General features: G+C 67.4%; 23 protein-coding genes. 6 read left to right on the top strand and 17 right to left on the bottom strand.

The window, feature by feature from the left end; translation table 11 throughout:
- Positions 1 to 30 precede the first annotated feature (30 nt).
- Both ACQI5H_RS05775 and ACQI5H_RS05770 read left to right on the top strand, forming a co-directional pair.
- Complete coding sequence (locus ACQI5H_RS05775; protein ID WP_427078447.1) at positions 31 to 858, top strand: thioesterase family protein; 828 nt, start codon at positions 31 to 33, stop codon at positions 856 to 858.
- A gap of 8 nt (positions 859 to 866) precedes the next feature.
- Positions 867 to 1,346: a hypothetical protein gene (locus ACQI5H_RS05770; RefSeq protein WP_427078446.1), complete on the top strand. Its 480-nt coding sequence runs from the start codon at positions 867 to 869 to the stop codon at positions 1,344 to 1,346.
- Here the strand turns inward: ACQI5H_RS05770 and ACQI5H_RS05765 are convergent.
- Genes ACQI5H_RS05765 through ACQI5H_RS05750 form a run of 4 tightly spaced genes read right to left on the bottom strand, consistent with a single transcriptional unit; the run spans position 1,331 to position 3,613 of the window.
- Positions 1,331 to 1,786, bottom strand: coding sequence for a flavodoxin family protein (locus ACQI5H_RS05765; protein WP_427078445.1), 456 nt, complete (start codon positions 1,784 to 1,786; stop codon positions 1,331 to 1,333). The genes ACQI5H_RS05770 and ACQI5H_RS05765 overlap by 16 nt on opposite strands.
- Positions 1,783 to 2,250 carry a hypothetical protein gene (locus ACQI5H_RS05760; protein ID WP_427078444.1) on the bottom strand — a complete coding sequence of 156 codons (468 nt, stop codon included), beginning with the start codon at positions 2,248 to 2,250 and terminating at the stop codon, positions 1,783 to 1,785. The genes ACQI5H_RS05765 and ACQI5H_RS05760 overlap by 4 nt, the downstream gene beginning before the upstream one ends.
- Positions 2,251 to 2,259: 9 nt before the next feature.
- Positions 2,260 to 2,997, bottom strand: coding sequence for a 4-hydroxy-tetrahydrodipicolinate reductase (gene dapB / locus ACQI5H_RS05755; protein ID WP_427078443.1), 738 nt, complete (start codon positions 2,995 to 2,997; stop codon positions 2,260 to 2,262).
- 55 nt (positions 2,998 to 3,052) lie between these two features.
- Positions 3,053 to 3,613, bottom strand: coding sequence for a hypothetical protein (locus tag ACQI5H_RS05750; protein ID WP_427078442.1), 561 nt, complete (start codon positions 3,611 to 3,613; stop codon positions 3,053 to 3,055).
- Positions 3,614 to 3,852: 239 nt separating this feature from the next.
- Between ACQI5H_RS05750 and ACQI5H_RS05745 the strand changes: the two genes are divergently transcribed.
- Positions 3,853 to 5,217, top strand: coding sequence for an HNH endonuclease signature motif containing protein (locus ACQI5H_RS05745; protein ID WP_427078441.1), 1,365 nt, complete (start codon positions 3,853 to 3,855; stop codon positions 5,215 to 5,217).
- A 16-nt stretch (positions 5,218 to 5,233) separates the two neighbouring features.
- Here ACQI5H_RS05745 and ACQI5H_RS05740 read toward each other — a convergent pair whose 3' ends face one another.
- Together ACQI5H_RS05740 and ACQI5H_RS05735 are read right to left on the bottom strand one after the other, a co-directional pair.
- Positions 5,234 to 6,325, bottom strand: a complete 1,092-nt coding sequence (locus ACQI5H_RS05740) for a dihydrodipicolinate reductase (RefSeq protein WP_427078440.1) — start codon at positions 6,323 to 6,325, stop codon at positions 5,234 to 5,236.
- Complete coding sequence (locus ACQI5H_RS05735) at positions 6,322 to 7,338, bottom strand: Rieske 2Fe-2S domain-containing protein (protein WP_427078439.1); 1,017 nt, start codon at positions 7,336 to 7,338, stop codon at positions 6,322 to 6,324. The genes ACQI5H_RS05740 and ACQI5H_RS05735 overlap by 4 nt, the downstream gene beginning before the upstream one ends.
- A gap of 123 nt (positions 7,339 to 7,461) precedes the next feature.
- On the opposite strand from ACQI5H_RS05735, the gene ACQI5H_RS05730 reads away from it, so the two are divergent.
- On the top strand, positions 7,462 to 8,040 hold the full coding sequence (locus ACQI5H_RS05730) for a TetR/AcrR family transcriptional regulator (RefSeq protein ID WP_427078602.1): 579 nt from the start codon (positions 7,462 to 7,464) through the stop codon (positions 8,038 to 8,040).
- Positions 8,041 to 8,047: 7 nt separating this feature from the next.
- On the top strand, positions 8,048 to 8,557 hold the full coding sequence (locus ACQI5H_RS05725) for an N-acetyltransferase family protein (protein WP_427078438.1): 510 nt from the start codon (positions 8,048 to 8,050) through the stop codon (positions 8,555 to 8,557).
- A gap of 11 nt (positions 8,558 to 8,568) precedes the next feature.
- On the opposite strand, the gene ACQI5H_RS05720 is transcribed toward ACQI5H_RS05725, so the two are convergent.
- From ACQI5H_RS05720 to ACQI5H_RS05695, 6 genes are all read right to left on the bottom strand, one after another.
- Positions 8,569 to 9,627: a PDR/VanB family oxidoreductase gene (locus ACQI5H_RS05720; protein WP_427078437.1), complete on the bottom strand. Its 1,059-nt coding sequence runs from the start codon at positions 9,625 to 9,627 to the stop codon at positions 8,569 to 8,571.
- Between the two features lie 53 nt (positions 9,628 to 9,680).
- Entirely contained in the window at positions 9,681 to 11,447 is a 1,767-nt protein-coding gene (locus ACQI5H_RS05715; protein ID WP_427078436.1) for an SDR family oxidoreductase, read from the bottom strand.
- Between the two features lie 3 nt (positions 11,448 to 11,450).
- Positions 11,451 to 12,359 (bottom strand): metal-dependent hydrolase, encoded by a 909-nt coding sequence (locus tag ACQI5H_RS05710; RefSeq protein ID WP_427078435.1) that lies wholly within the window; start codon positions 12,357 to 12,359, stop codon positions 11,451 to 11,453.
- A gap of 125 nt (positions 12,360 to 12,484) precedes the next feature.
- Complete coding sequence (locus ACQI5H_RS05705; RefSeq protein ID WP_427078434.1) at positions 12,485 to 13,942, bottom strand: flavin-containing monooxygenase; 1,458 nt, start codon at positions 13,940 to 13,942, stop codon at positions 12,485 to 12,487.
- Positions 13,943 to 13,964: 22 nt separating this feature from the next.
- Positions 13,965 to 14,450 (bottom strand): SRPBCC family protein, encoded by a 486-nt coding sequence (locus ACQI5H_RS05700; protein WP_427078433.1) that lies wholly within the window; start codon positions 14,448 to 14,450, stop codon positions 13,965 to 13,967.
- Positions 14,451 to 14,466: 16 nt separating this feature from the next.
- Positions 14,467 to 14,994, bottom strand: a complete 528-nt coding sequence (locus ACQI5H_RS05695; protein WP_427078432.1) for an Lrp/AsnC family transcriptional regulator — start codon at positions 14,992 to 14,994, stop codon at positions 14,467 to 14,469.
- Positions 14,995 to 15,061: 67 nt separating this feature from the next.
- On the opposite strand from ACQI5H_RS05695, the gene ald reads away from it, so the two are divergent.
- On the top strand, positions 15,062 to 16,186 hold the full coding sequence (gene ald, locus ACQI5H_RS05690) for an alanine dehydrogenase (RefSeq protein WP_427078431.1): 1,125 nt from the start codon (positions 15,062 to 15,064) through the stop codon (positions 16,184 to 16,186).
- A 28-nt stretch (positions 16,187 to 16,214) separates the two neighbouring features.
- Here ald and ACQI5H_RS05685 read toward each other — a convergent pair whose 3' ends face one another.
- From ACQI5H_RS05685 to ACQI5H_RS05665, 5 genes are all read right to left on the bottom strand, one after another.
- A complete protein-coding gene (locus tag ACQI5H_RS05685) occupies positions 16,215 to 17,252 on the bottom strand; it encodes a nitronate monooxygenase (RefSeq protein WP_427078430.1) in 1,038 nt (345 codons plus the stop codon).
- A gap of 4 nt (positions 17,253 to 17,256) precedes the next feature.
- Entirely contained in the window at positions 17,257 to 18,624 is a 1,368-nt protein-coding gene (locus tag ACQI5H_RS05680; protein ID WP_427078429.1) for a M16 family metallopeptidase, read from the bottom strand.
- On the bottom strand, positions 18,605 to 20,890 hold the full coding sequence (locus ACQI5H_RS05675) for a polyribonucleotide nucleotidyltransferase (RefSeq protein WP_427078428.1): 2,286 nt from the start codon (positions 20,888 to 20,890) through the stop codon (positions 18,605 to 18,607). Before ACQI5H_RS05675 ends, ACQI5H_RS05680 begins: the two co-directional genes overlap by 20 nt.
- Positions 20,891 to 21,171: 281 nt before the next feature.
- Entirely contained in the window at positions 21,172 to 21,441 is a 270-nt protein-coding gene (gene rpsO / locus ACQI5H_RS05670) for a 30S ribosomal protein S15 (protein WP_427078427.1), read from the bottom strand.
- A gap of 127 nt (positions 21,442 to 21,568) precedes the next feature.
- A complete protein-coding gene (locus ACQI5H_RS05665; protein WP_427078426.1) occupies positions 21,569 to 22,540 on the bottom strand; it encodes a bifunctional riboflavin kinase/FAD synthetase in 972 nt (323 codons plus the stop codon).
- Between the last annotated feature and the right edge of the window lie 17 nt (positions 22,541 to 22,557).

Raw genomic sequence — 22,557 nt, 5'->3', positions numbered from 1 at the left:
CCCGGTATCCGGTGTCCTATCGTGATACTGGTGACGACCGAGGATTCCGCCATCATGCCCGAGGCTTTCTTCACTGTCGATGGCGAGTTCTATTTGCCGGGGGCGCTGACGCGGGGACCGTGGGGCGCGGCGATGGGCGGCCAGAACGTCGGCGGCCTGTTGGGTTGGGCGATAGAGCGATCCGGTATCGATCCCGAGTTTCAACCCGCCCGCTTCACGGTCGATCTGTTGCGTCCGGCGTTGCTCGAACCGGTGCGGATTGAGACGTCGGTGCAGCGGGAGGGCCGGCGTATCAAGCTGGTGGACGCCGCGCTGGTGCAGAGCGGGACGACGGTCGCGCGGGCCAGCGCGCTGTTTCTGCGGCGGGGTGATCATCCCGACGGGCGGGTCTGGTCGTCGCCGGTCGAGATGCCGCCGCTGCCGACGGACTCCGACGGCTTCCCGGCCGACATGCCGTTTCTCATCTGGGGATACGGCGCCACCCTGGCGGGCAGTCCCGGTATCGCCGCGGGCGAGTGGGAGCAGTCCCACTCGCAGAAGTTCGCCTGGGTGCGGCTGTTCCGCCCGATGGTGCAGGGCCACCCCCTGACGCCGTTTACCCGCCTGGCATTCGTCGGTGACATCACCAGCTCGCTCACCCATTGGGGCACAGGCGGATTGCGCTACATCAATGCCGACTACACCGTCACCGCGAGCCGATTGCCCGACGGTGAATACCTCGGTCTTGCGGCCCAAAGTCACTACGGCACAGCCGGTGTGGCCACCGGCGCCGCGACCCTGTTCGACCGGCACGGGCCGATCGGCACCAGCTCGGCGCTTGCTTTGGCCCAGCCGGCCGAGGCGTTCCAGCCGGCATAGGAGACAGCATGGTGATCCAGCGCGTACGGGGCAATCGGCTGGCAGCGGCAACCGTTTGCTTCGTGGGATACACGGCAGGAATGCTCGTGCTGGAGCGTCGAATGCGCCGCAACGGCGGGCCGGGAATCATCCCATTTGAGCTGGCCGGCAGCGCATCTCGCGCCGAGGACATCATGACCCGGTGGGGTTCCGACGGTCAGCGCGCCGCGCGGTTGTCGCTGTGGCTGGACTTCGGCTACATGACGATCTATGGCATCCTCACGGCGCTGCTCGTCGACCGCACGCGCCGGCGGCGAGGGCACCCGGCTGTGTTGCCGGCCGCGGTGAGTGTCGCCGTCGCCGGCGACGCGGTGGAGGGGGTTTCGCTGCTGAAGGTGCTTGAGCGCAGGCGGGTTGGTGTTCACGCGCGGCGCGCGCGGATCGCGGCCCTGATCAAGTTCGCCGTTCTCGCCGGCGCGCTTGGCTACGTTGCTTACCCCATGAGCTGAGCGGCGACCGTCGCGCCGAGATTCCAGCACGCCTCCAGGTCGTCCTTACTCGGCTTGCTCGACACCACCACATGCTCGGCGGCTTTCACCCAGCCGAGCCCGGTGGTAATCGCCTCCACCGCGCGTTCGGCTCCCTCGGTGCCCTCGTTACCGTGCAGGTACAGCCCGAACGGGCGCCCACGGGTCGCATCGAGGCACGGGTAGTAGCAGACGTCGAACGCGTGCTTGAGGGCACCACTCATGTAGCCGAGATTGGCCGGGGAGCCGAGGAGATAGCCGTCGGCCTCGAGCATGTCGGCCGGCGCGACGGTGAGGGCGGGTCGCCGCACCACGTCCACCCCCTCGATCTCGGGATCGGTGGCTCCGGACAGGACGGCCTCGAACATCGCCTGCGTGAACGGCGACGGCGTGTGATGGACGATCAGCAGCGTCTTGCTCATCGGCTTGCCTGCATTTGGCTTTGTAGCTTGACGGCCGTCTTCATGGCCTCGCGGGCGCGGCGGCGATCCCCGGCGTAGTCGTAGGCCCTGGCCAGCCGGTACCAGCGCCGCCAATCGTCGGGATTGCCTTCCACCTCGGCGCGCACGGCGGCGAACAGCTCGTCGGCCGCGTCCCGTTCGATGCGCCCCGACGGCCGTCGCGGAAGCGCGCTGGCGTCGAGTTCCATTCCGTCCTGGGCGATCAGGCGGGCCAGCCTCTGGTGCGCGAATCCTGCCCGCAGGGTGGCGATCATCGCCCACAGCCCAACGACCGGCATGAGCAGCAGCGCCAGCCCCAGGCCCACGGCGGCGGCCCGACCCGAGCCGATCATTGCGACGGCCATGCGGCCCAGCAGCACGAAGTACACCAGCAGCGCGACGCACAAGAACGCGATGAGCAGCTGGATGCGCAGCGTCTTGGTCATCGCAGGTTCTTATTGCAGGTTGAGCAGGGGCTCGATGCCTACCGTGAGGCCGGGGCGTTCCCGGACGCGGCGCACCGCCAGCAGCACGCCGGGCACGAACGACGTGCGGTCCAGGCTGTCGTGGCGGATGGTCAGCGTCTCCCCCTCGGTTCCGAACAACACCTCCTGGTGCGCGACCAGTCCGGCCAGCCGCACCGAGTGCACCGGAATTCCGTCGACGTCGGCGCCCCGCGCACCGGGCAGGCTGGTGCTGGTGGCATCGGGGTTGGGCGGCAAGCCTTTTCGGGCCTCGGCGATCAGCTTCGCGGTTCGGGCCGCGGTGCCCGACGGGGCGTCGGCCTTGTGCGGGTGATGCAGCTCGATGACTTCGGCCGAGTCGAAGAACGGCGCGGCTTGCTTGGCGAAGTGCATCGAAAGCACCGCCCCGATCGCGAAGTTGGGTGCAATCAGCACGCTCGTGTTGGGGCTATCGGCAAGCCACGCCTCCACCCGTTCTAGGCGCTGCGCGGTGAAGCCCGTGGTGCCGACCACGGCGTGAATTCCGTTGTCGATCACGAACTTTAGGTTGTCCATCACGACGTCCGGGTGGGTGAAGTCGATGACCACCTCGGTGCCGCCGTCGGTCAGCAGGCTCAGCGGGTCACCGGCGTCCACCTCGGCCGACAGCGCGAGATCGTCGGCGGCCTGCACGGCCCCCACCATCGTCGACCCGACCTTGCCCTTGGCTCCCAGCACGCCTACCCGCATGGTCTTCACCCTAGACCGGGGCGGTTCTGCGCCGCGCTTGCGTCTCTGGCGCCGATCAGGTGTGGACGATCCAGCCCGCTACGACGTAGGGAGCGCGTTCCTGGGGATCGTTCATCGTGATGTACAGGTCGCCGGCCGTCGCCATGGCGAAGCCGACGAATCCATGCGCGGTCTGGCCGTCGTGAAGGCCGCCCGATTGCAGCGGGGGCATCTTGTCGAGCCTCCGGTAATCAACCGCAAGCGTCGACGGCTGGGGCGCGTCGTCGGGATGGGTCCATGGCTGATTGCCGCCGCCGTATCCGGCGAATATATAGCGCTGGTCGAACTGGAAGAACCGGTGAGACGTCGCGGTGATCGTCATTTCCACCACGTTGCATGCGGAGCCCGGCGTCGGAGTCGCGAAATGAGACGTGCACCCGGGCGGTAACCACGTTGCACTGTTGACAGTGATGTCGGCGGTCGCGCCACCCGCCGCCCGCGCATGCACGGGCACGCCCATCTGACCGATCGGGAACGGTGGGCTGTCGGACGGGGTGTCGGCCGAACCGGTCGCACACGAGAATGCGGCCGTGACCACGGCGACCGCTGCTGCCGCAATTACAAATCCCGCGCGCACCACGGGTGGTTACCCGCGTCGCTGCCGCGAAAAACGCAGGACTGCCCGCGTGTTTAGGGGGCAAGAGCACTTCAGCGGCGCCGCGTGCGCCGGCAGGCGGGCCTGGTGGCATCGGGGTTGGGCGGCAAGCCTTTTCGGGCCTCGGCTGACCGGGCGGCGTTTATCCACAGTTGGGCGTTCATCCACAACGGGCGCCTTCTCGCTGGCCTCGAGTGCGGCCGTAGAGCTAAAATTCGAACATGCGTTCGATCGAGCTTCCGGCCGAAGTGGCTGCCGCATTGGAAGCGCAAGACGCCGCCGACGCGGCGATCCGGCGCCTGAACTTCGACGTCCTGAGCCCCGCGGTCCGGCTGTGCGTGCTGGAGCGGATGGAGACCGCTCGACGACGGCAGATGGCGGTAAGCAACGACGTGATCGGCGGCCTCGCGAAGGAGGATCCGGCAGACATCGGCGGTCCGGTACACAAAGTGGTCGCCGACTGGCTGCGGATCAGCTGCGCCGAAGCCTGCCGCCGGGTCCGCGACGCCAAACAGCTTTCCCCGCGGCTGACCCTCACCGGCGAGGAGTTGCCACCCGAGCTGCCGGCCACCGCCGAGGCGTGGCGCGAGGGGCTGCTCGACGGTCAGCACGTGCGGGTGATTCAGACATTCGTCGCTGACCTGCCGGATGCCATACCCGTCGAAACGGTGGACAAAGCCGAGCGCTTTCTGGCCCGCCAGGCGATGAAGTTGCGGCCCGACCAGCTTCAGAAAGTGGCGCACCAATGTGCGCTGCGGATCAATCCGGACGGAAAATTCTCCGACTCCGACCGTGCGCGGCAGCGCGGCTTCACATGGTGCGGTCAACGCGCCGACGGCATGAGCCTCGGGAAACTGGTTGCGTCCCCGGAATTGCGCGCCAACCTCGACGCGTGGCTGGCGCGGTTCGCCGCGCCCGGGATGTGCAATCCGGACGACCAAACCCCTTGCGTCGACGGCGAACCCCCCGAGGAGTCGGCGGGCAGGGACCTGCGCAGCCATGCCCAACGCCAGCACGACGCGCTGAACGCCCTGGTGCGCGGCCGGCTGGGCGATCCGAAACTCGGTGTGCACAACGGCTTGCCGGTGACCGTCATCGTGTCGACCACGCTGCAGGAGCTGACTTCGGGCGCGGGCCGGGCTGTGACGGGCGGCGGGACGCTGCTGCCGATGCGCGACGTGATCCGGATGGCCCGCCACGCCTACCATTACCTGGCGGTGTTCGACGAGCACTCGAGTCGGCCGTTGTACCTGGGCCGGTCAAGACGAATAGCGTCACCGGATCAGCGGATAGTCCTCTACGCGAAGGATCGCGGCTGCACCCACCCCGGCTGCGATGTGCCCGGTTACTGGTCCGAGGTCCACCACGTCGACGACTGGGCCGCCGGGGGCATGACCGATGCCGACAAGCTCACCTTCACCTGCACGCCCGACCACAAGCTAATGGAAAAGGGCTGGCGGACAAGGAAACTCCCCGACGGTCGCACCGCGTGGATCCCGCCGCCGCAGTTGGACCGCGGCGCGCGCACCAACGACTACCACCACCCGGAGCGCCTCTTCGACGATGACGACGACGAAGTCCCTTGACACCCCGTGACGTGTGCTACCTCTTGAACCGCCCCGCGAAGCCGCGCAGCGGCAGGTCGGCACTGGTGATCAGTCCCGGCTGCGCCGCCACCACCGACTTGATCGAGTACAGCGCGGGCATCCCGGTCACCGTCATGCCGATCGAGGCAAAGTTGTCGGGATTGGACAGGTCCACACCGGGTTTGGGGAAAATCATGTGTTTGTTGTAGACGCAAGGGTCGCCTTTGATCTGGGTGATGTAGCAGCCCTTGATGTTCCAGCTCGGATCGGTGTGCGGGGTCATCTGCCATTCCAGGTGCGTCTCGACCCGCGGCACCCCGTCGACGATGCCCTGGTATTTGAGATAGTTGCCGCCCAGCGAGCCCTTGGGCAGCGTGTACCAGCCCAGGTCCACGTCCTTGGTGCAGGCGCCCAACTCGTAGCTGAACTTGACCTCGTCGAGCGGCAGATCGAAGCAGTCCGCCATCATCAAGACACTGTCGGCGAAGACGCGCGTGTACTTCTCCAGCTTCGACGGGATTTCGGGATCGTCGACGGGTTGCCCGTAGCCGACCTCGATCCAGGTGTCCTTGGAGTGGTGGCATGACACGTCGACGGACTCGATGGTGGTGATGTTCTCGATGTCGGCGACGTCGGCCGAACACACCACGCCCAGAATCTGGTTCAGCCCCGGGTTCATCCCGGTGCCATAGAAGCTCGCACCACCCTTCTCGCACGCCTCCGCCAGCAGCCGGGTCACCGGCTTGCCCGACGGGTGCGGGTGGTTCTTGTCGCGGTGCCAGCCGGTGATCCAGTCGGCGGTGGTGACGATATTGATGCCGGCCTCGAGCACTTTGACGTAGAGGTCCTCGTCGGGAAAGACGCCGTGAAATGTCAGCACGTCGGGCTTGGCCGCGATGATTTCGTCGACGGTGCCGGTGGCCGTCACGCCGTTGGGCGCCACGCCGGCCAGCTCGCCGGCGTCCTTGCCGACTTTGCTCGGCGAATAGCAGTGCACACCAACGAGTTCCAGGTCGGGCTGGGTGGCGATCCGTTTGATCATCTCCGAGCCGACGTTTCCGGTGCCAACCTGGAAGACGCGAATCGGTCGGGCGGGTGCTGAACTCATTGCATTGAGCCTTCCTGGGATGTGATCGCCTCGGGATAGAACTGCTTGGCCCACTTGCGAATTGCGGTGAACCCGCGGTATTCGTCGGTGGCCAGCGCGGGTGGATCCGAATAGCGCTGATGCTGCCAGATTTCGACGTCCTGCTCGAATTGGCGGATCACTTCGCGCCCGAATTCCTGCGCCTTGGTCGCGGCCCGGGCCGGATCTCTGCCCGCGCCGGCCTTAGGGCGGCCGATGTAGACCATGAACCGGACGTCGGAGGTGCGCTCGTCGACCGGTGTGATCGCCGAGATGGTGCGGTTGTCGACCATGCCCCAGCTCTTGGTCACCGCGATTCCCAGGCCGCCGTTGATGGCCTCCACCCCACTCTTGACGTCCTCGATCTTCTGGCCGTCGTCGCCCTCGAAGGTGATGGTGAAGTCGACGAAGGAGACCGGCTCGTCGAAGTCGTGCCGGGTGAAGACCGGCACGATCGGCGTGTTGTGCACGTACTTGAAGTGCGCGAAGTCGACGCCGTTTTCCAGCACGTATTGCGGGTGCAGCTCGAGGCTTTCGCGGTACATGCGCTGGTGTGGGTAGTAGTCGTCGGCACTGCTGCCGTCGCCGAAAGCGGCGAACACGTCGGGCGCGTCGAAATAGGGCTCGCGGCGCTCGGCGTCGTGCCAGATGTAAACCGACTCGTTGCGCTCGACGACCGGATAGGTGCGGATGCGCCGGCCGCGGTTGGGATGGTCCTGATACGGGATGCACACGTTGCGCCCCTGCGGGCTCCACTGCCACCCGTGGAACGGGCACTGCAGCACCTCGCCGACCACCTTGCCGCCGTAACCGAGATGCGCGCCGAGGTGTTCGCAGTAGGCGTTCATCACGGTGAGCTCGCCGGACTCGGCGCGCCAGGCGACCATCTCCTGGTCGAAGTACTTCATTCGGTGGACGTCGCCGACGCCGATCTCGTCGGACCAGGCGACCTGGAACCATCCGGTCGGCTTCATCGATAGCGGCGGTTTAGGCATCAGAGCTGTCCTTCGCGCACAGAATCACAGTACCGTCTATGAAAATGTTAGGCTACGCGGGTGCCCGAAACCAAAGCCGCCGGTCGGCGCCCCAATCGGCGTGGCAACGCGACCCGCGAGAGCATGCTGGAGGCCGCGCTGCGGTCGCTGGCATCGGGCGAGCCGGGGTCGGTGTCGGCCAACCGCATCGCCAAGGACATCGGCGCCACCTGGGGCGCCGTGCAGTACCAGTTCGGCGACACCGACGGTTTCTGGGCCGCGGTGCTGCATCGCACCGCCGAGCGGCGGGCCGCGACCTTCTCCACGCTGTCCGCGCCGGTCCAGCCAGACGCCCCACTGCGTGAGCGTGTCGGCGCCATCATCGAAACGCTCTACCGTGGCCTGGCGTCGGCGGATTCGCGCGCGATCGAGAATCTGCGGGCGGCGCTGCCCCGTGACCCCGACGAGCTCGAGCGTCTCTACCCACGAACCGCCACCGAGCTGTTTTCCTGGGGCAAGAGCTGGCTGGAGACCTGCCGGAACGCCTTCGCCGGTCTCGACGTCGACCCTGAACGGGTACGCGAGGTGGCCGCCCTCATCCCCGGCGCGATGCGCGGCCTGGTGTCGGAGCGCCAGCTGGGGTCGTACGCCGACCTCGACATGGCGCGTCGGGGTCTGACCAACGCCCTCGCTGCGTACTTGGAGGGCGCCACGGGAAAATGAACACAGAATGATCAGGATCCGTGAAGCCACACCGGCCGATTTCGCACCCGTCGCACGGATGCACTATCGCGTGTGGCGGCAGTCGTGGTCCGGGATACTCGCGGATCACCTGCTCGACCTACTCGGCTCGCCGCGGCGCTGGGCCGCCGAGAATTACCCGCAAGATCTCAGCCGACCCGGCTGGTCCATGTGGCTCGCCGAGGCCGACGGCAAGACACTCGGCATGACCATCTTCGGACCCGACGAGGTCAATCCCGAAGACCTGCAAATCGACGCCCTCTACACCGCGGAGGAAAGCCAGCGCCGCGGCATCGGTGGCCGCCTGCTCGACACGGCGGTGCGCGCGAATCGCTCCGGCGACGTGATCTTGTGGTGCGCCGAAAAGAACTGCAAGGCACGCGAATTCTACGAGAGGAGGAACTTCCGCCTCGACGGCCGCACCCTGGTCTGGAAGCCACTGCCCGACGTCCCCGTGCCGCATGTGGGCTACCGGCTGTATCGATCCCCCAGGGAGTAAAAGGCTGCCCATCAGGCGTCGATGACCAGGCGATCGCCCTTTGCCCGCGACACGCAGACCACCATCTCGTCGTCGCCGACCGCGGTTCGGCCGCGGTGATCGACCTGGCCGGCAAGGACTTTGACCTTGCAGGTCCCACAGAACCCCTGCTGGCACGAGTAGGCGGTCGTCGGATCGTGGTCGAGCATCACGTCCAGCGCGGACCGATTCGCGGGCACCCGCAGCACCCGGTTGGATCGCGCGAGCTGGAGCTCGAAGGGAACGCCGTCAACCACCGGCGGCGGGCTGAACCGCTCGTAATGCAGTGGCGCATCGGCATGTTCGTTACGGGCGACGCGCACCGCTTCGAGCATGCCGCTGGGTCCGCACACGTAGACCGCCGTCGTCGGCCCGGCGCCGGCCAGTAGGTCGTCCACGCCGGCTACCCCGCCGTGCTCGTCGTCGGCCCACACGGTGACCCGCTCCGGCGCCACCGCGACCACCTCGTCCAGGAACGGCATGTACTCGCGGCTGCTGCCGGCATAGACGGCGCGCCAGTCGATTCCGCGCTGCTGGGCCACCTGCAGCATCGGCAAGATGGGGGTCACCCCGATGCCGCCGATCACGAACAACACCTCGCGCTCGGCCGTGCCTAGATAGAACGCGTTACGCGGTCCTTCGAACACCAACGTGTCACCGACGTCGTATGCGTCATGCATCTCGATCGAACCGCCGCCGCCGTCGGCGATTCGTCGAACGGCGATGCGGTAGTCGGTGCGCCGCCCGGGCGGCCCGCACAACGAGTACTGGCGGCGCCGGCCCGAAGGCAACTGGACGTCGATGTGCCCGCCCGGCGTCCAGGACGGCAGCAATCCGCCGTCGGGATCGGCCAGCGTCAGGGCCACGACGTCCGGCGCGGCGAGTTCGCGTTTGGTCACCACCGCGGCCTGCGACCGCCGCACCGGCTTGACCCGCGACGGTTCCCATCGCGAGACCGAGGCGAATCCGCCGATCACCGTGCGAATCCCCCACAGCACCGCGCCCAGCCGATCGCGGTCGCGGCGGCCATAAAGGTCGGCCGGCCTGGACATCCAAATGCTTTCCTGCACAGTCAAAATTTCTACCTCTGGACCTATTTCTTGCTTTATTTCCGTCGCAGGTCGAAACGCGCGAACAGCCGGACCATCGACGGACTGATGCGGCGCATCGCGTAGCCGATCCTCGACTCTGCGGCGATCGGTAGCACGGCCGGACCGCGCCTGACGGCCTTGACGATCGCCCGGGCGGTGGCTTCCGGTGTGTAGTTGCGCCGCCGGTAGGCCGCATCGGCCTTGTCCCGGGCGCGCGCCTGCTGTTCGGCCGACATGCCCGCGTAGATGGTGCTTTTGGCGATGTTGGTGTTGACGAAACCCGGGCACACCGCCGTCACCGTGATCCCCTCGTCGGCGAGGTCGGCACGCAGCGATTCGCTGAACGCCAGCACCGCCGCCTTGGTCGTGCTGTAGGCGACCATCGATTTCGACGGCAGGAACGCCGCCGCCGACGCCACGTTGATGATCGTTCCGCCCTCGCCCCGCTCGACCATCTGGGCGCCGAATGCCCTGCTGCCGGCGATGACGCCGCGGACGTTGACCCCGATGATGTCGTCCCAGTTCGCCGACGTCGTCTCCAGGAACCGGCCGGCCATTCCGATGCCGGCGTTGTTCACCAGGATGTCGACGACGCCGTGCTCGTTGAGGACTTGTGCGGCAAGGTTATTCATCGCGGATTCGTCGCTGACGTCGGCCTGGTACACCGCGGCCTCGGCGCACGCCGCGCGAACGGCGTCCGCGGTTTCACGGGCCGCGGCGAAGTCGCGGTCGACGATCACGACCTTGCGGGCGCCGTGCCGGGCCAGTTCCACCGCGGTGGCCCTGCCGATGCCGGCGCCCGCCCCGGTGACGAGGGCGAGCTTGCCTTCCACCTCGCGCGGACCGCCGCGCACACGCAGCTCGCCGGCCGAGCCACTGACGGTGCGACCCACCGTGCAGTCGACCCACTCGGCGGTCAGCCGGGCGATGACCTCGGGACGCGAGGTCACCACCCAGTGCCCGCCCTCGATCGAAATCACCCGTCCGCCAGCGGGAATCGCGCCTGTGAACCGCTGCAGGGCCGGCGTCACGAAGATGTCCCTACGCGGCACCAGCACCTGAACGGCGACCGTGGTCTTCGGCAGCTCCGGTCCCGGCGACAAGAACGGCGCGGGCATGTTCTCCCGGTACAGGTTGAGCCCGTTGACATAGTCGGCAACGGAGCGCGGCGACTTGTGGTGTCGGCTCCGCGTGCTCGACCGGCCGATACGTTCCAGAGCTTCAACGACTTTCACGCCCAGGCGCGAGCGAAAAGCCAACTCCGGCACAACCGGACTGAGGAAGAAACCGATGTACCCCGACGACACCAATTGCCTGGCCACTTGAGCCAGCGTCCGGGGCGTGCGCCCGGATCGCAGGAAGGCGCCCGCGTATCGCAGATGCGGGCCCGAGATCGACGTGAACGATGCGACCTTGCCCATCACCGAGTCGTCCGTGACCGCGGCCCAGCCCTGAATCGAGCCCCAGTCGTGGGCCAGCAGGTGGACCTGCTGCACTCCCAGGCTGTCGATCACCGTGCCGATATCGGACACCAGCTGCGCGAAGGCATATCCGGATCGCTTTGGCGGACGGGATGATTCGCCGGCTCCACGCACGTCGTAGGCCACGACGTTGTAGCGGCCCGGGTATCGCGCGCCGAACTCCTCGGCCACCGGGTCCCACACGTGGTGGTTGTCGGGATAGCCGTGGATGGCCAGGATGGTCGGGCGCGCCGGGTCGATCTCGGTGTAGGCGTGTACCGCCAGCTCGACGCCGTCGGACCCAGTGATGCGGGTGTTCATAGGTCAGTGCGACGCGCGGGCGGCGGGCGAACGGGCCAGATAGTCGACCGCGAGTCCCAGCCCGCCGAGCTGCGACGGGTGGAACCCCGGCCGGTAGTAGTCAGCGACGACCCGGATGAATCGCATGGGCCCCGGGACCAGGCCGCGCCGGGCCGCCCTGAAGTAGTCTCGCCAGCGCGGTTTGGTCCCGGGCGGCAGCTGCGGATCCACCGAGTACATGAACCGCACGCCCCGAATCCACATCCACAGCATCGCCGGCGTCACCACCAGCTGGGCGCGCACCTGCCGCCAGTATCCGGCCCGCAGGTGCTTCATGGTGTCGAAGGCCACCGCCTTGTGCTCGACCTCTTCGGCCCCGTGCCATCGCAGCATGTCCAGCATCGTCGGGTCCGTGCCGATGGCATCGTGCGCCGGGGCGTTCAGAATCCACTCACCCAGAATCGCGGTGTAGTGCTCGATCGCCGCCACCAAGGAAACCTGCTCCAGCAGCCAGCTGTGCTGGCGCCGCGCGCTCCACCGCGGCCGTTCGCCCAGCAGCTTTCCGAACAGCCAGCCGATCTGGTCGGTGTAGGGCGTCACGTCGACGCCCCGGGCCGCGAAGTGGTCGAGCACCCCGGAGTGCGCTTGGGAATGCACGGCCTCCTGACCGATGAATCCCTGCACATCCAGCCGCAGCTGGTCGTCTTTGATCAACGGCAGCGTCCGCTTGAAGACGTCGACGAAGAACTCCTCGCCCGCGGGCAACAGCAGGTGCAACACGTCCAGGACGTGCGTGGCAAACGGCTCGCCGGGCACGTAGTGAAGCGGCAGCTTCGCCCAGTCGAACTCGACGTCGCGAGCCTCGAGAACGAGGCGCTCGTGGTCCAGCGATGCGTCATGCGGACCGGCGGCCTGGTCGTCGACGGTGAACATTTGGACCCCCTACCTCGGCGTTTAGGCACGCCTGGGCAAATACCGCGGGCAAATACAGTGGGCCAAGTATAAAGACTCCGCGCAGATATGCGAAACCGCCGGTACCGGGTTTTGTGTTTAGGGATTCAGGCCAACTCGTATTGACTCGGATCGGGGTTGGCCAACATGGAGCGGTGTTCGGCCGGCGTGAGGGGCCAGACCTCGGGCACCCCGTCTTTGTTGAGGTACCAGCTGTTGCAGCCGGTGGTCCACACGGTGTCCGGCATCGCGGCGCGCAGCTTCGCGTTGAAGCGCTCGGTCGCCGAGGCGGTCGGCTCGATCGTGTCGAATTCGCCGCGGCGCCAGCGTTCGATCCAGCCCAGGATGTGGTCGGACTGTGATTCGGCCACCGTCGTGAGCGCCAGGTTTCCCACCGGGCTGTGCGGCCCGAGCATCATGAAGAAGTTGGGAAAGCCCGACAGGGCGACCGTTTGGTAGGCCCTGGGACCGTCGCGCCAGACGTCGTTGGCGCGGATGCCGTCGCGGCCGATCAGCTCCATCGGCCGGAAGAACGCATGCGTGTCGAATCCGGTGGCGAACACGATGATGTCGGTCTCGTGCAGCACGCCGTCGTCGGTGACGATGCCCCGCGGCTCCACGTGGTCGATGCCGGCGGTGACCAGTTCGACGTCGTCGCGCTGCATCGCCCGGTAGAAGCCGTTCGACATCACCAGTCGTTTGCACGCCGGCGTGTAGTCCGGAGTCAGGGCCCGCCGCAGTTCCGGATCGCGCACCTCCCAGAGGCTGGCACGGCACAGCGCCGCCATGATCCTTCGGCGCAGGCCCGGCTTGATCAGTCCGATGGAGAAGAAGTCGTAGGCGCGGCTGTACCCGCGGTACGCCAATCCGTCGAGCCACGGGATCTTCCGCCTGGTAATCGCAGTGAACCTGCTGTATCGGGGATTGGCCAGCCGCAGCACCCATTGCGCGGTGCGCTGGAACATCATGACGTGACCGGCCACGCCGGCGAGGCCGCAGATGAGCTGTACGCCGGTGGATCCGTTGCCCACCACCGCGATTCGGCGGCCCCGCAACGTGACGTCGTGATCCCAGCGCGCCGAATGGAAGACGTCTCCGCCGAAGTCGTCCAGGCCCGGGATCGACGGCATCCGAGGGTGATGCAGGACGCCGGTGGCCGAAATCAGGAAGTCCACCGTGGATTCCTCCCCAGCCCCTGATCCAGAGCCAGTGCGCAGCACCCAGCGGCCGTCCTCGAATCGGGCATGGGTGACTTCGGTGCCGAACCGAATCCGGTCCCGCAGCCCGAAGCGATCCGCGATGGCACAGAAATAGGACTGGATTTCGCCGCCCGGCGAGAACAGGTGCGACCAGTCGGGTTTGCGGGCGAACGAGTACTGGTAGACCCGCGAGGGTATGTCGCAGACCAGGCCGGGATAGGTGTTCTCGCGCCAGGTGCCGCCCACCTCGTCGGCCTTCTCGTAGATGGTGACATCGGTAATCCCGCTGCGCAGCAACGCAATTGCGACGCACAAGCCGGACATGCCCGCCCCGACGACGGCTACGGCGGGATCGCGTCTTGTCATCGGTGCCACCGCCCTCCCGTGATTACCCGCCCTCGGCGCGCTGCTTGAGGCGCTGCAGGGTGAGCTCGATGTGCTTGGTGTTGGCGGCCACCCGGTCGGTCACGCCGGTGGCCCTGCCCGCGAGCTTGGCAAACCAGCCGGGCCGGCGGTCCCAGGTGCTTTCGGTGACCCGGCAGCCGCCGCCCGACGCGCCCAAATCAAGCGCCGCCAGGTCGGTGATGTCGTATTGCCAACGCGCGATCGGGAAAACGGTGTGTCGCACGTCGAACGCGAAGGTGCGGCCCGGCTCGGCGGCGGTGACGGTGCACTTCGTGCTCCACCGCTTGCCGCCGTTTTGGTTGTGTCCGACGAACACCGCACCGGGGCGGACGGCGTCACCCTTGAGCCATTCCATCGCCACCGCCTCCTCGGCAAGCGACGCCAGCGTCGGCAGGTCGGTGATGAGGCCGTAGACCAGGTCGGGATGGGCGTTGATCTGGACGCTGGCCGACACGCAGGGCTCACTCATTCGTGGATCATATGCCCTAGATGGGCGCCGCCCCACGGAGATGTTCGAAGATCAGCGACGTCTGGGTGCCGGCGACGTCGGCGTCCGCGTTGAGGTTTTCGACCACGAACGAGCGCAGGTCCTCGGTGTCGCGGGCCGCGACGTGCAACAGGAAATCGTCTGCGCCGGCGAGGAAATAGACGTCCATCACCTGCCGCCTGCGGCGGATCTGGGCGATGAAGCTGCGGATCTTGCCACGCGCGTGGGACTGCAGGCTGACCGAGATCATCGCCTGCAGGGGCATGCCCACCGCGACCGGGTCGATGTCGGTATAGAAACCCCGGATGACGCCTAGGTCCATCAACCGCCGCACCCGGCCATGACACGTCGACGGTGCGATTCCCACCGCGTCGGCAAGCGCGTTGTTGGTGATGCGCGCATCGGCGTGCAGCAAACCCAGGATCCTGCGGTCCACGCCATCCAGATCGACGGGCTGGTCTACAGTCCGAACATCCTTCGATGAATCGTCCGCACTAGCCGCCGGTTTCGCTGTCTTATCGACCATATGCGCACTTTATAGAATTATCGTCAGCATGTTTGAAGGCTCTCCGAACTTTCTTCACACTTGAGGCATGCGCGTCGGCGTCGTCACCGAGACCAAGAACAACGAGTTCCGGGTGGCCCTCACCCCGTCCGGCGTGGTCGAACTGACGCGCCGCGGCCACGAGGTGCTTGTGCAGGCGGGCGCCGGCGAGGGCTCGGCGATCTCCGACGCGGATTTCAAGGCGGCGGGCGCGCAGCTGATCACGACCGCCGAGCAAGTGTGGTCCGACGCCGATCTGCTACTCAAGGTCAAGGAACCGCTGCCGGACGAGTACGGCAGCCTGCGGCACGGCCAGACTCTGTTCACGTTTTTGCATTTGGCCGCGTCGCGCGCCTGCACCGAGGCGTTGCTGTCGTCCGGCACGACCTCGATCGCGTACGAGACCGTCCAATCCGCCGACGGCGCGCTGCCGCTGTTGGCGCCGATGAGCGAAGTGGCGGGCCGGCTCTCCGCACAGGTCGGGGCCTATCACCTGATGCGGACCCACGGCGGCCCTCCCCATCATCGAGGCGTGCTGATGGGCGGCGTGCCCGGCGTCGAACCGGCCGACGTCGTGGTGATCGGCGGCGGGACCGCGGGCTACAACGCCGCGCGGGTGGCCAGCGGCATGGGCGCGGCCGTCACGGTCTTCGACGTCAACATCGACAGACTTCGCCGGCTCGACGCGGAGTTCGGCGTCGCGGTCCGCACCCGCTACTCATCGGCCTACGAGCTTGAAGGCGCCGTCAAAGGGGCCGACCTGGTGATCGGCGCCGTCCTGGTGCCGGGCGCCAAAGCGCCCACGCTGATCTCGAATTCGCTTGTCGCACATATGAAGCCGGGTTCGGTGTTGGTGGACATCGCCATCGACCAGGGCGGCTGCTTCGAGGACTCCCGGCCCACCACCCACGATTGTCCGACGTTCGCCGTGCACGACACGCTCTTCTACTGTGTGGCCAACATGCCCAGCGCGGTACCGAAGTCCTCGACCTTCGCGCTGACCAACGCGACGATGCCGTATGTGCTCAAGCTCGCCGACCAGGGCTGGCGGGCGGCGTGCCGCTCGGATCCCGCTCTGGCCAAAGGGCTTTCGACGCATGACGGTGCGCTGTTGTCCGAGCGGGTGGCCGCCGACCTGGATTTGGCGTTCACCGAACCGGCGAGCTTCCTCTGACAGTGTTCGCCGGGCCCCGCCCGGCCACCTAGTCCACGAGCGCGGCGACGATGTCGGCCGCGGGCCCGGGACGGGCATCCTTGAACCCGGTTCCGGCCCAGAGGTTCATCCCGTTCGGGTCCCCGCGTTCGGCCGCCGCCGCCCGGATCGGCGCCGTCATGTGGTTGACCTCCGGATAACCCAGTGGCGCAACACGATCAAGCAAGCGGATGAACTGATTCTCCAAACTACGCGCATACCGGCCGGAGAACGCGCGCGTGACGATGGTGGCGGTGAAGAGCGGATGTTTCAAGGCAGAGCGGTGTGCGGCATGGGTGCCGGCTTCGTCGCTGAGCAGCAACGCGGTACCCACCTGCGCGGCCACCGCTCCCCTATCCAGGACCGCTGCGACATCCTCGGCGGTGCCCAGCCCGCCCGCCGCGACGAGCGGGACATCGTGCGCCTTGCGGATCCGGGCGAGCAGCTCGTGCAGCGACTCGGTATTGGGCTCCATGTCCGGCGCGAAAGTGCCGCGGTGCCCGCCGGCGCCCGGGCCCTGGACCACCAGGCTGTCGGCGCCCGCGGCGAGGGCCACGCCGGCCTCGTAGGCCGACGTCACCGTGACCATGACCAATAACCCCAACGCGCCGAGCCGGCGAATGACATCCGGCGACGGCACACCAAAGGTGAATGACACCAGCTCCGGGCGTAAATCGGCCACCACCTCGAGCTTGCGCTCCCAGTCGTCGTCGTCGCCTGATCGGGGGTAACCCACCTCGACGTTGTAACTGTCGGCGATCTCGTCGAGTTCGTCTGCGTAGTACTCGAGCTGGGCCCAGTCGGCGACGCTGGGTTGGGGCACAAACAGGTTGACGCCGAGCGGACCGGTAGTGGCGGCGCGCGCCTTGGCGATGTCGTCGGCGAACTGCTCCGCACTGAGGTACCCGCCGGGTATGAAACCGAGGCCGCCCGCGTTGGTCACCGCCGCAGCCAACGCCGGTGTGCCCGGGCCTCCGGCCATCGGTGCGCCAACGATGGGCACCATGATGTCCCAGAAGCCCAGTACCCGCTGGCCGACCAGTACCATCGGGCTAATTTACCATCGCCCGAAGTTGTTGGGGCAGCGACCGTTTCGAGGCAAACGGACCCAAAACCGCAGCGCCATAGCGCTTGCGCAGCAGCCGGTGCGCCACCGCGTTGACCTCCTCGACGGTCACCTCGTCGATTTGGCGCAGGGTGTGTTCGATGCTGCGGTGCTTGCCGTAGTTCAGTTCGCTGCGGCCGATGCGGCTCATCCGAGAGCTGGAATCCTCCAGGCCCAGCACGATCCCGCCCCGCAACGAGCCCTTGGCGATGCGGCATTCCGCTTCGGTGATGCCGTCGCGCGCCACCGATTCGAGCACCCCGCTTGTCACTCGCATGACGTCGGCGAAACGCTCGGGCAAACAGGCGGCATACACCGAGAGCGCGCCGCTGTCGGCGAAGATGTCCAGTGCCGAGTAGACGGAGTAGGCCAGCCCGCGCAACTCTCGAACCTCTTGGAAGAGCCGCGAACTCAGCCCGCCGCCCAGGGCGGTGTGCAGCACTGAGAGCGCCCAGCGGTGCTCCCAACCGCGCCCGGGCGTGCGCACGCCCAGGGACACATGGGTCTGCTCGGCGTCACGGCGGCCCAGCAGCAATCCGCCGCCGCCACCGTTCACTCTTCCCGAGCCCTTGCGGGGTGCAACGGGGTGACGCCCGCGGACCAATCGAGGCCCGAAGTGTTCGCGCACCAGCGCGACCACCTCGTCGTGGTCCACGTTGCCGGCCACGGCGACGACCATGCGTTCCGGCGTGTAGCGCCGCGTATGGAACGAGTGCAGCTGGCCGCGCGTCATCGCCGACACCGATTGCGCGGTGCCGATGACCGGCCGGCCCACCGGGTGATCGCCGAACAGCGAGGCCAGGAACATGTCGCCCAGCGCGTCCTCGGGGTCGTCGTCGCGCATCGCGATCTCCTCGAGGACGACGTCGCGTTCGAGCTCGACGTCGTCGGCGGCGCAGCGGCCGTTGAGCACCACGTCGGCGACGAGGTCGACGGCCAGCTCCAGATCGCTGTCGAGCACGTGCGCGTAGTAGCAGGTGTGCTCCTTGGCGGTGAAGGCGTTCAGCTCCCCGCCGACCGCGTCCATCGCCTGCGCGATGTCGACGGCGTTGCGGGTCGGGGTCGACTTGAACAGCAGATGCTCCAGGAAGTGCGCCGCCCCGGCCACGCTGGCACCCTCGTCGCGCGATCCGACGCCGACCCAGACCCCGACCGACGCGGAACGCACCGCGGGCAGGTATTCGGTGACCACCCGCAGGCCGCCCGGCAGCGTGGTGCGGCGCGGCGCGGAGCTCGTCGTCTCGACGTAGTGACTACCCCGGCGCAATGCGCCCGCAGGGTCAGCTGCTGGCCTTCTAGACGGAACTGGCGGCATCGGCTGGCGCGGTCTCCTGAGGAGCTCCGGCATCGGCGGGTGCGGCCTTTTCTCCAGCCGCGTTTTCAGCCGCGTCTTCCGCCACCAGGACCAACGAGATCTTGCCGCGCTTGTCGATATCGGCGATCTCGACCCGCAGCTTGTCGCCGACGTTGACGACGTCCTCGACCTTCGCGATCCGTTTGCCCTTGCCGAGCTTGGAGATGTGCACCAGGCCGTCGCGTCCCGGAAGCAGCGACACGAACGCACCGAAATCCGTTGTCTTGACCACGGTTCCGAGGAATCGCTCCCCAACCGTCGGCAGCTGCGGGTTGGCGATGGCGTTGATCTTGTCGATCGCGGCCTGCGCCGAGGGCCCGTCGGTGGCGCCGACGAACACGGTGCCGTCGTCCTCGATGGAGATCTGCGCGCCGGTCTCCTCGGTGATGGCGTTGATGACCTTGCCCTTCGGGCCGATGACCTCACCGATCTTGTCGACCGGAACCTTGATGGTGGTCACCCGCGGCGCATACGGGCTCATCTCGTCGGGGGCGTCGATGGCCTCGGCCATGACCTCGAGGATGGTCAGCCGCGCGTCCTTGGCCTGCGCCAGCGCACCCGCGAGCACCTGCGACGGGATCCCGTCGAGCTTGGTGTCCAGCTGCAGCGCGGTGACGAAGTCCTTGGTGCCGGCGCACTTGAAGTCCATGTCGCCGAACGCGTCTTCCGCCCCGAGGATGTCGGTCAGGGTGACGAAGCGCCGCTCGGTTTTGCCGTCGACGTCGACGTCGTCGGAGACCAGGCCCATCGCGATACCGGCCACCGGCGCCTTGAGCGGCACGCCGGCGTTGAGCAGCGCCAGGGTGGAGGCGCAGACCGATCCCATCGAGGTCGAGCCGTTGGAGCCCAACGCCTCGGACACCTGGCGGATCGCGTAGGGGAATTCCTCGACTCCGGGCAGCACCGGAATCAGGGCCCGCTCGGCGAGGGCGCCGTGCCCGATCTCGCGCCGCTTGGGCGAGCCGACGCGGCCGGTCTCGCCGGTGGAGAACGGCGGGAAGTTGTAGTGGTGCATGTAGCGCTTGGACGTCTCGGGTCCCAGCGAGTCGATCTGCTGGGCCATCTTGACCATGTCCAGCGTGGTCACGCCCAGGATCTGGGTTTCACCGCGCTCGAACAGCGCGCTTCCGTGCGCTCGGGGCACGACGGCGACCTCGGCCGAGAGCGCGCGGATGTCGGTGATGCCCCGGCCGTCGATGCGGAAGTGGTCGGTGAGGATGCGCTGACGCACCAGCTTCTTGGTCAGCGAGCGGAACGCGGCGCTGACCTCCTTTTCGCGGCCTTCGTAGGTCTCGGCGAGACGAGCCAGCACCTCGGCCTTGAGCTCGTCGGTGCGCGCGTCGCGCTCGGCCTTGCCGCCGATGGTCAACGCCTTGGCCAGCTCGTCGGTGGCCACGGAGGCCACCGAGTAGTAGACGTCTTCCTGGTAGTCCGGGAAGGTCGGGTACTCGGCGACGGGCTTGGCGGCGGCCCCGGCCAGTTCCTCCTGCGCGGTACACAGCGCGGCGATGAACGGCTTGGCGGCCTCCAGGCCTTGCGCCACAACGGTTTCCGTCGGCGCCTGGGCGCCGCCCTCGACGAGCTCGATGACCTTCTCGGTGGCCTCGGCCTCGACCATCATGATGGCCACGTCACCTTCGACCGTGCGGCCGGCCACCACCATGTCGAAGACGGCCCGCTCGAGCTGCTCGACCGTGGGGAAGGCGACCCAGGTGCCGTCGATCAGCGCCACCCGCACGCCCCCGATGGGGCCGGAGAACGGCAGACCGCTCAGCTGGGTGGAGGCCGACGCGGCATTGATCGCCAGCACGTCGTACAGGTCGTTGGGGTCCAGGCTCAGGATCGTCACCACGACCTGGATCTCGTTGCGCAGCCCATTGACGAACGACGGGCGCAGAGGGCGGTCGATGAGGCGGCAGGTCAGGATCGCGTCGGTGGAGGGCCTGCCCTCACGGCGGAAGAACGAGCCGGGGATTCGGCCCGCGGCATACATCCGCTCCTCGACGTCGACCGTCAGCGGGAAGAAGTCGAAATGCTCCTTGGGAGCCTTGCTGGCGGTGGTCGCCGACAGCAGCATGTTTTCCTCGTCCAGGTACGCGACGACGGCACCGGCGGCCTGCTGGGCCAACCTGCCGGTCTCGAAGCGGACGGTGCGGGTGCCGAAGCTCCCGTTGTCGATGGTGGCGGTCGCCTCGAAGACGCCCTGTTCAATTTCAGCTACAGACATGACGTTGTCCGTACGGCCTCTCTGGGTATTCAGCTTTTTCGCGCGCCCACGCACCACCCGAGAACAAAAGTCTGAATGCGGCTACGGCCATCGATCGAAGCGGCCGACCTACCCCAGATCCGGGGAGCCCGGCAGCCACTACCGAAGACCGCCCGATACAGACCGGGCTGCTCTCTTGTGACATGCGTACTAGCACGCTGGAACGGCACACGCGGATCTGCGCGAACCGCACCGTTTGCCCAGGCCGAGTCGGCCCAGAACGCTCCCACTCTACACGGGGGTCAGCGGCGCAGGCCCAGCCGCTCGATCAGCGAGCGGTACCGCTCGACGTCGATCTGCGACACGTACTTGATCAGCCGGCGCCGGCGCCCGACCAGCAGCAGCAATCCCCGCCGCGAGTGGTGGTCGTGCTTGTGCACCTTGAGGTGCTCGGTCAGGTCCGCGATCCGCTTGGTCAGCAGCGCGATCTGCGCCTCCGGGGATCCGGTGTCGGTGTCATGCAAGCCGTACTGGCTGAGAATTTCTTTTTTCTGCTCGGCAGTAAGCGCCACGAAATAACTCCATCAATTGGTCCGCGATCATGGATTCTCGAGCGCGGCCACCGCGAACCGCAGCACGCGCCGATGTCGTCCGGCAGTTTATCAGCCCGTGAGCAGGGACAGCGCCCGGCCCGAATCGTCAGACCGTGAGCAGGGCGCGCGCCCGCTCGGTGTCCTTGTCCATCGCGGCGACGAGGTCGGCCACCGAGTCGAACTTGTGCTGTGCCCGGATGCGTGCGACGAAGTCCAGGGCCACGTACTGCCCGTACAGGTCGGCGGTGGTGTCCAGGACGAACGCCTCCACCGTGCGGGTGCGTCCGGAGAAGGTCGGGTTGGTGCCGACGGACACCGCGGCCTGGTAGCGCTCGCCGGGGACGACGGTGCCGGTCATCGGTCCGTGGCCGAGCACGGTGAACCAGGCGGCGTACACGCCGTCGGCCGGGATGGCCGAGTACATCGGCGGCGCCACGTTCGCGGTGGGAAAGCCGAGCTCGGCGCCCCGCCCGTGGCCCCGGACCACGACTCCCTCGACGCGATGCGGGCGGCCCAGTGCCTCGGTGGCCGCCACCATGTCGCCCGCGTCCACGCAGGACCGGACGTACGTGGAGGAAAAGGTCACGGTCTCGCTGTCGTGGTGCTCGGAGAGCAGTGACATCGACTCGACCGCGAAGCCGAATCGCTCACCGGCCTTGCGCAGGGTGTCGACGGTGCCGGCGGCCTTCTTGCCGAAGGTGAAGTTCTCCCCCACCACGACCTCGACCACGTGCAGGTTTTCCACCAGCAACTCGTGGACGTAGCGCTCCGGCGTGAGCTTCATGAAGTCGCTCGTGAACGGCATCACCAGGAAGACGTCGATGCCCAACTCCTCGACGAGCTCGGCGCGGCGGGTCAGCGTCGTCAGCTGGGCGGGGTGACTGCCGGGATAGACCACTTCCATCGGGTGGGGGTCGAACGTCATGAGCACCGCGGGCACGTTGCGGGCGCGGCCGGCCTTCACCGCGTGGGCGATCAGTTCGGCATGGCCACGGTGCACACCGTCGAACACTCCGATGGTCACCACGCATCTGCCCCAGTCCGTGGGGATCTCGTCCTGGCCCCGCCACCGCTGCACGACCGCAAGCCTACGGC

The organism is Mycobacterium heidelbergense (genome assembly GCF_050205645.1).
GTDB classification, from domain to species: domain Bacteria; phylum Actinomycetota; class Actinomycetes; order Mycobacteriales; family Mycobacteriaceae; genus Mycobacterium; species Mycobacterium heidelbergense_A.
This window is presented reverse-complemented; position numbering and strand designations above follow the sequence as displayed.

Bases quoted from the DNA above. Each gene is read 5' to 3' on its own strand.
- ACQI5H_RS05745 (WP_427078441.1), top strand. From the start codon at position 3,853: ATGCGTTCGATCGAGCTTCCGGCCGAAGTGGCTGCCGCATTGGAAGCG.
- ald (WP_427078431.1), top strand. From the start codon at position 15,062: ATGCGCGTCGGCGTCGTCACCGAGACCAAGAACAACGAGTTCCGGGTG.
- ACQI5H_RS05735 (WP_427078439.1), bottom strand. From the start codon at position 7,338: ATGCCTAAACCGCCGCTATCGATGAAGCCGACCGGATGGTTCCAGGTC.
- ACQI5H_RS05725 (WP_427078438.1), top strand. From the start codon at position 8,048: ATGATCAGGATCCGTGAAGCCACACCGGCCGATTTCGCACCCGTCGCA.
- ACQI5H_RS05730 (WP_427078602.1), top strand. From the start codon at position 7,462: ATGCTGGAGGCCGCGCTGCGGTCGCTGGCATCGGGCGAGCCGGGGTCG.
- ACQI5H_RS05675 (WP_427078428.1), bottom strand. From the start codon at position 20,890: ATGTCTGTAGCTGAAATTGAACAGGGCGTCTTCGAGGCGACCGCCACC.
- ACQI5H_RS05680 (WP_427078429.1), bottom strand. From the start codon at position 18,624: ATGCCGCCAGTTCCGTCTAGAAGGCCAGCAGCTGACCCTGCGGGCGCA.
- ACQI5H_RS05765 (WP_427078445.1), bottom strand. From the start codon at position 1,786: ATGAGCAAGACGCTGCTGATCGTCCATCACACGCCGTCGCCGTTCACG.
- ACQI5H_RS05770 (WP_427078446.1), top strand. From the start codon at position 867: ATGGTGATCCAGCGCGTACGGGGCAATCGGCTGGCAGCGGCAACCGTT.
- ACQI5H_RS05695 (WP_427078432.1), bottom strand. From the start codon at position 14,994: ATGGTCGATAAGACAGCGAAACCGGCGGCTAGTGCGGACGATTCATCG.
- ACQI5H_RS05685 (WP_427078430.1), bottom strand. From the start codon at position 17,252: ATGGTACTGGTCGGCCAGCGGGTACTGGGCTTCTGGGACATCATGGTG.
- ACQI5H_RS05720 (WP_427078437.1), bottom strand. From the start codon at position 9,627: ATGTCCAGGCCGGCCGACCTTTATGGCCGCCGCGACCGCGATCGGCTG.
- ACQI5H_RS05705 (WP_427078434.1), bottom strand. From the start codon at position 13,942: ATGACAAGACGCGATCCCGCCGTAGCCGTCGTCGGGGCGGGCATGTCC.
- ACQI5H_RS05710 (WP_427078435.1), bottom strand. From the start codon at position 12,359: ATGTTCACCGTCGACGACCAGGCCGCCGGTCCGCATGACGCATCGCTG.
- ACQI5H_RS05715 (WP_427078436.1), bottom strand. From the start codon at position 11,447: ATGAACACCCGCATCACTGGGTCCGACGGCGTCGAGCTGGCGGTACAC.
- ACQI5H_RS05700 (WP_427078433.1), bottom strand. From the start codon at position 14,450: ATGAGTGAGCCCTGCGTGTCGGCCAGCGTCCAGATCAACGCCCATCCC.
- ACQI5H_RS05740 (WP_427078440.1), bottom strand. From the start codon at position 6,325: ATGAGTTCAGCACCCGCCCGACCGATTCGCGTCTTCCAGGTTGGCACC.
- ACQI5H_RS05760 (WP_427078444.1), bottom strand. From the start codon at position 2,250: ATGACCAAGACGCTGCGCATCCAGCTGCTCATCGCGTTCTTGTGCGTC.
- dapB (WP_427078443.1), bottom strand. From the start codon at position 2,997: ATGCGGGTAGGCGTGCTGGGAGCCAAGGGCAAGGTCGGGTCGACGATG.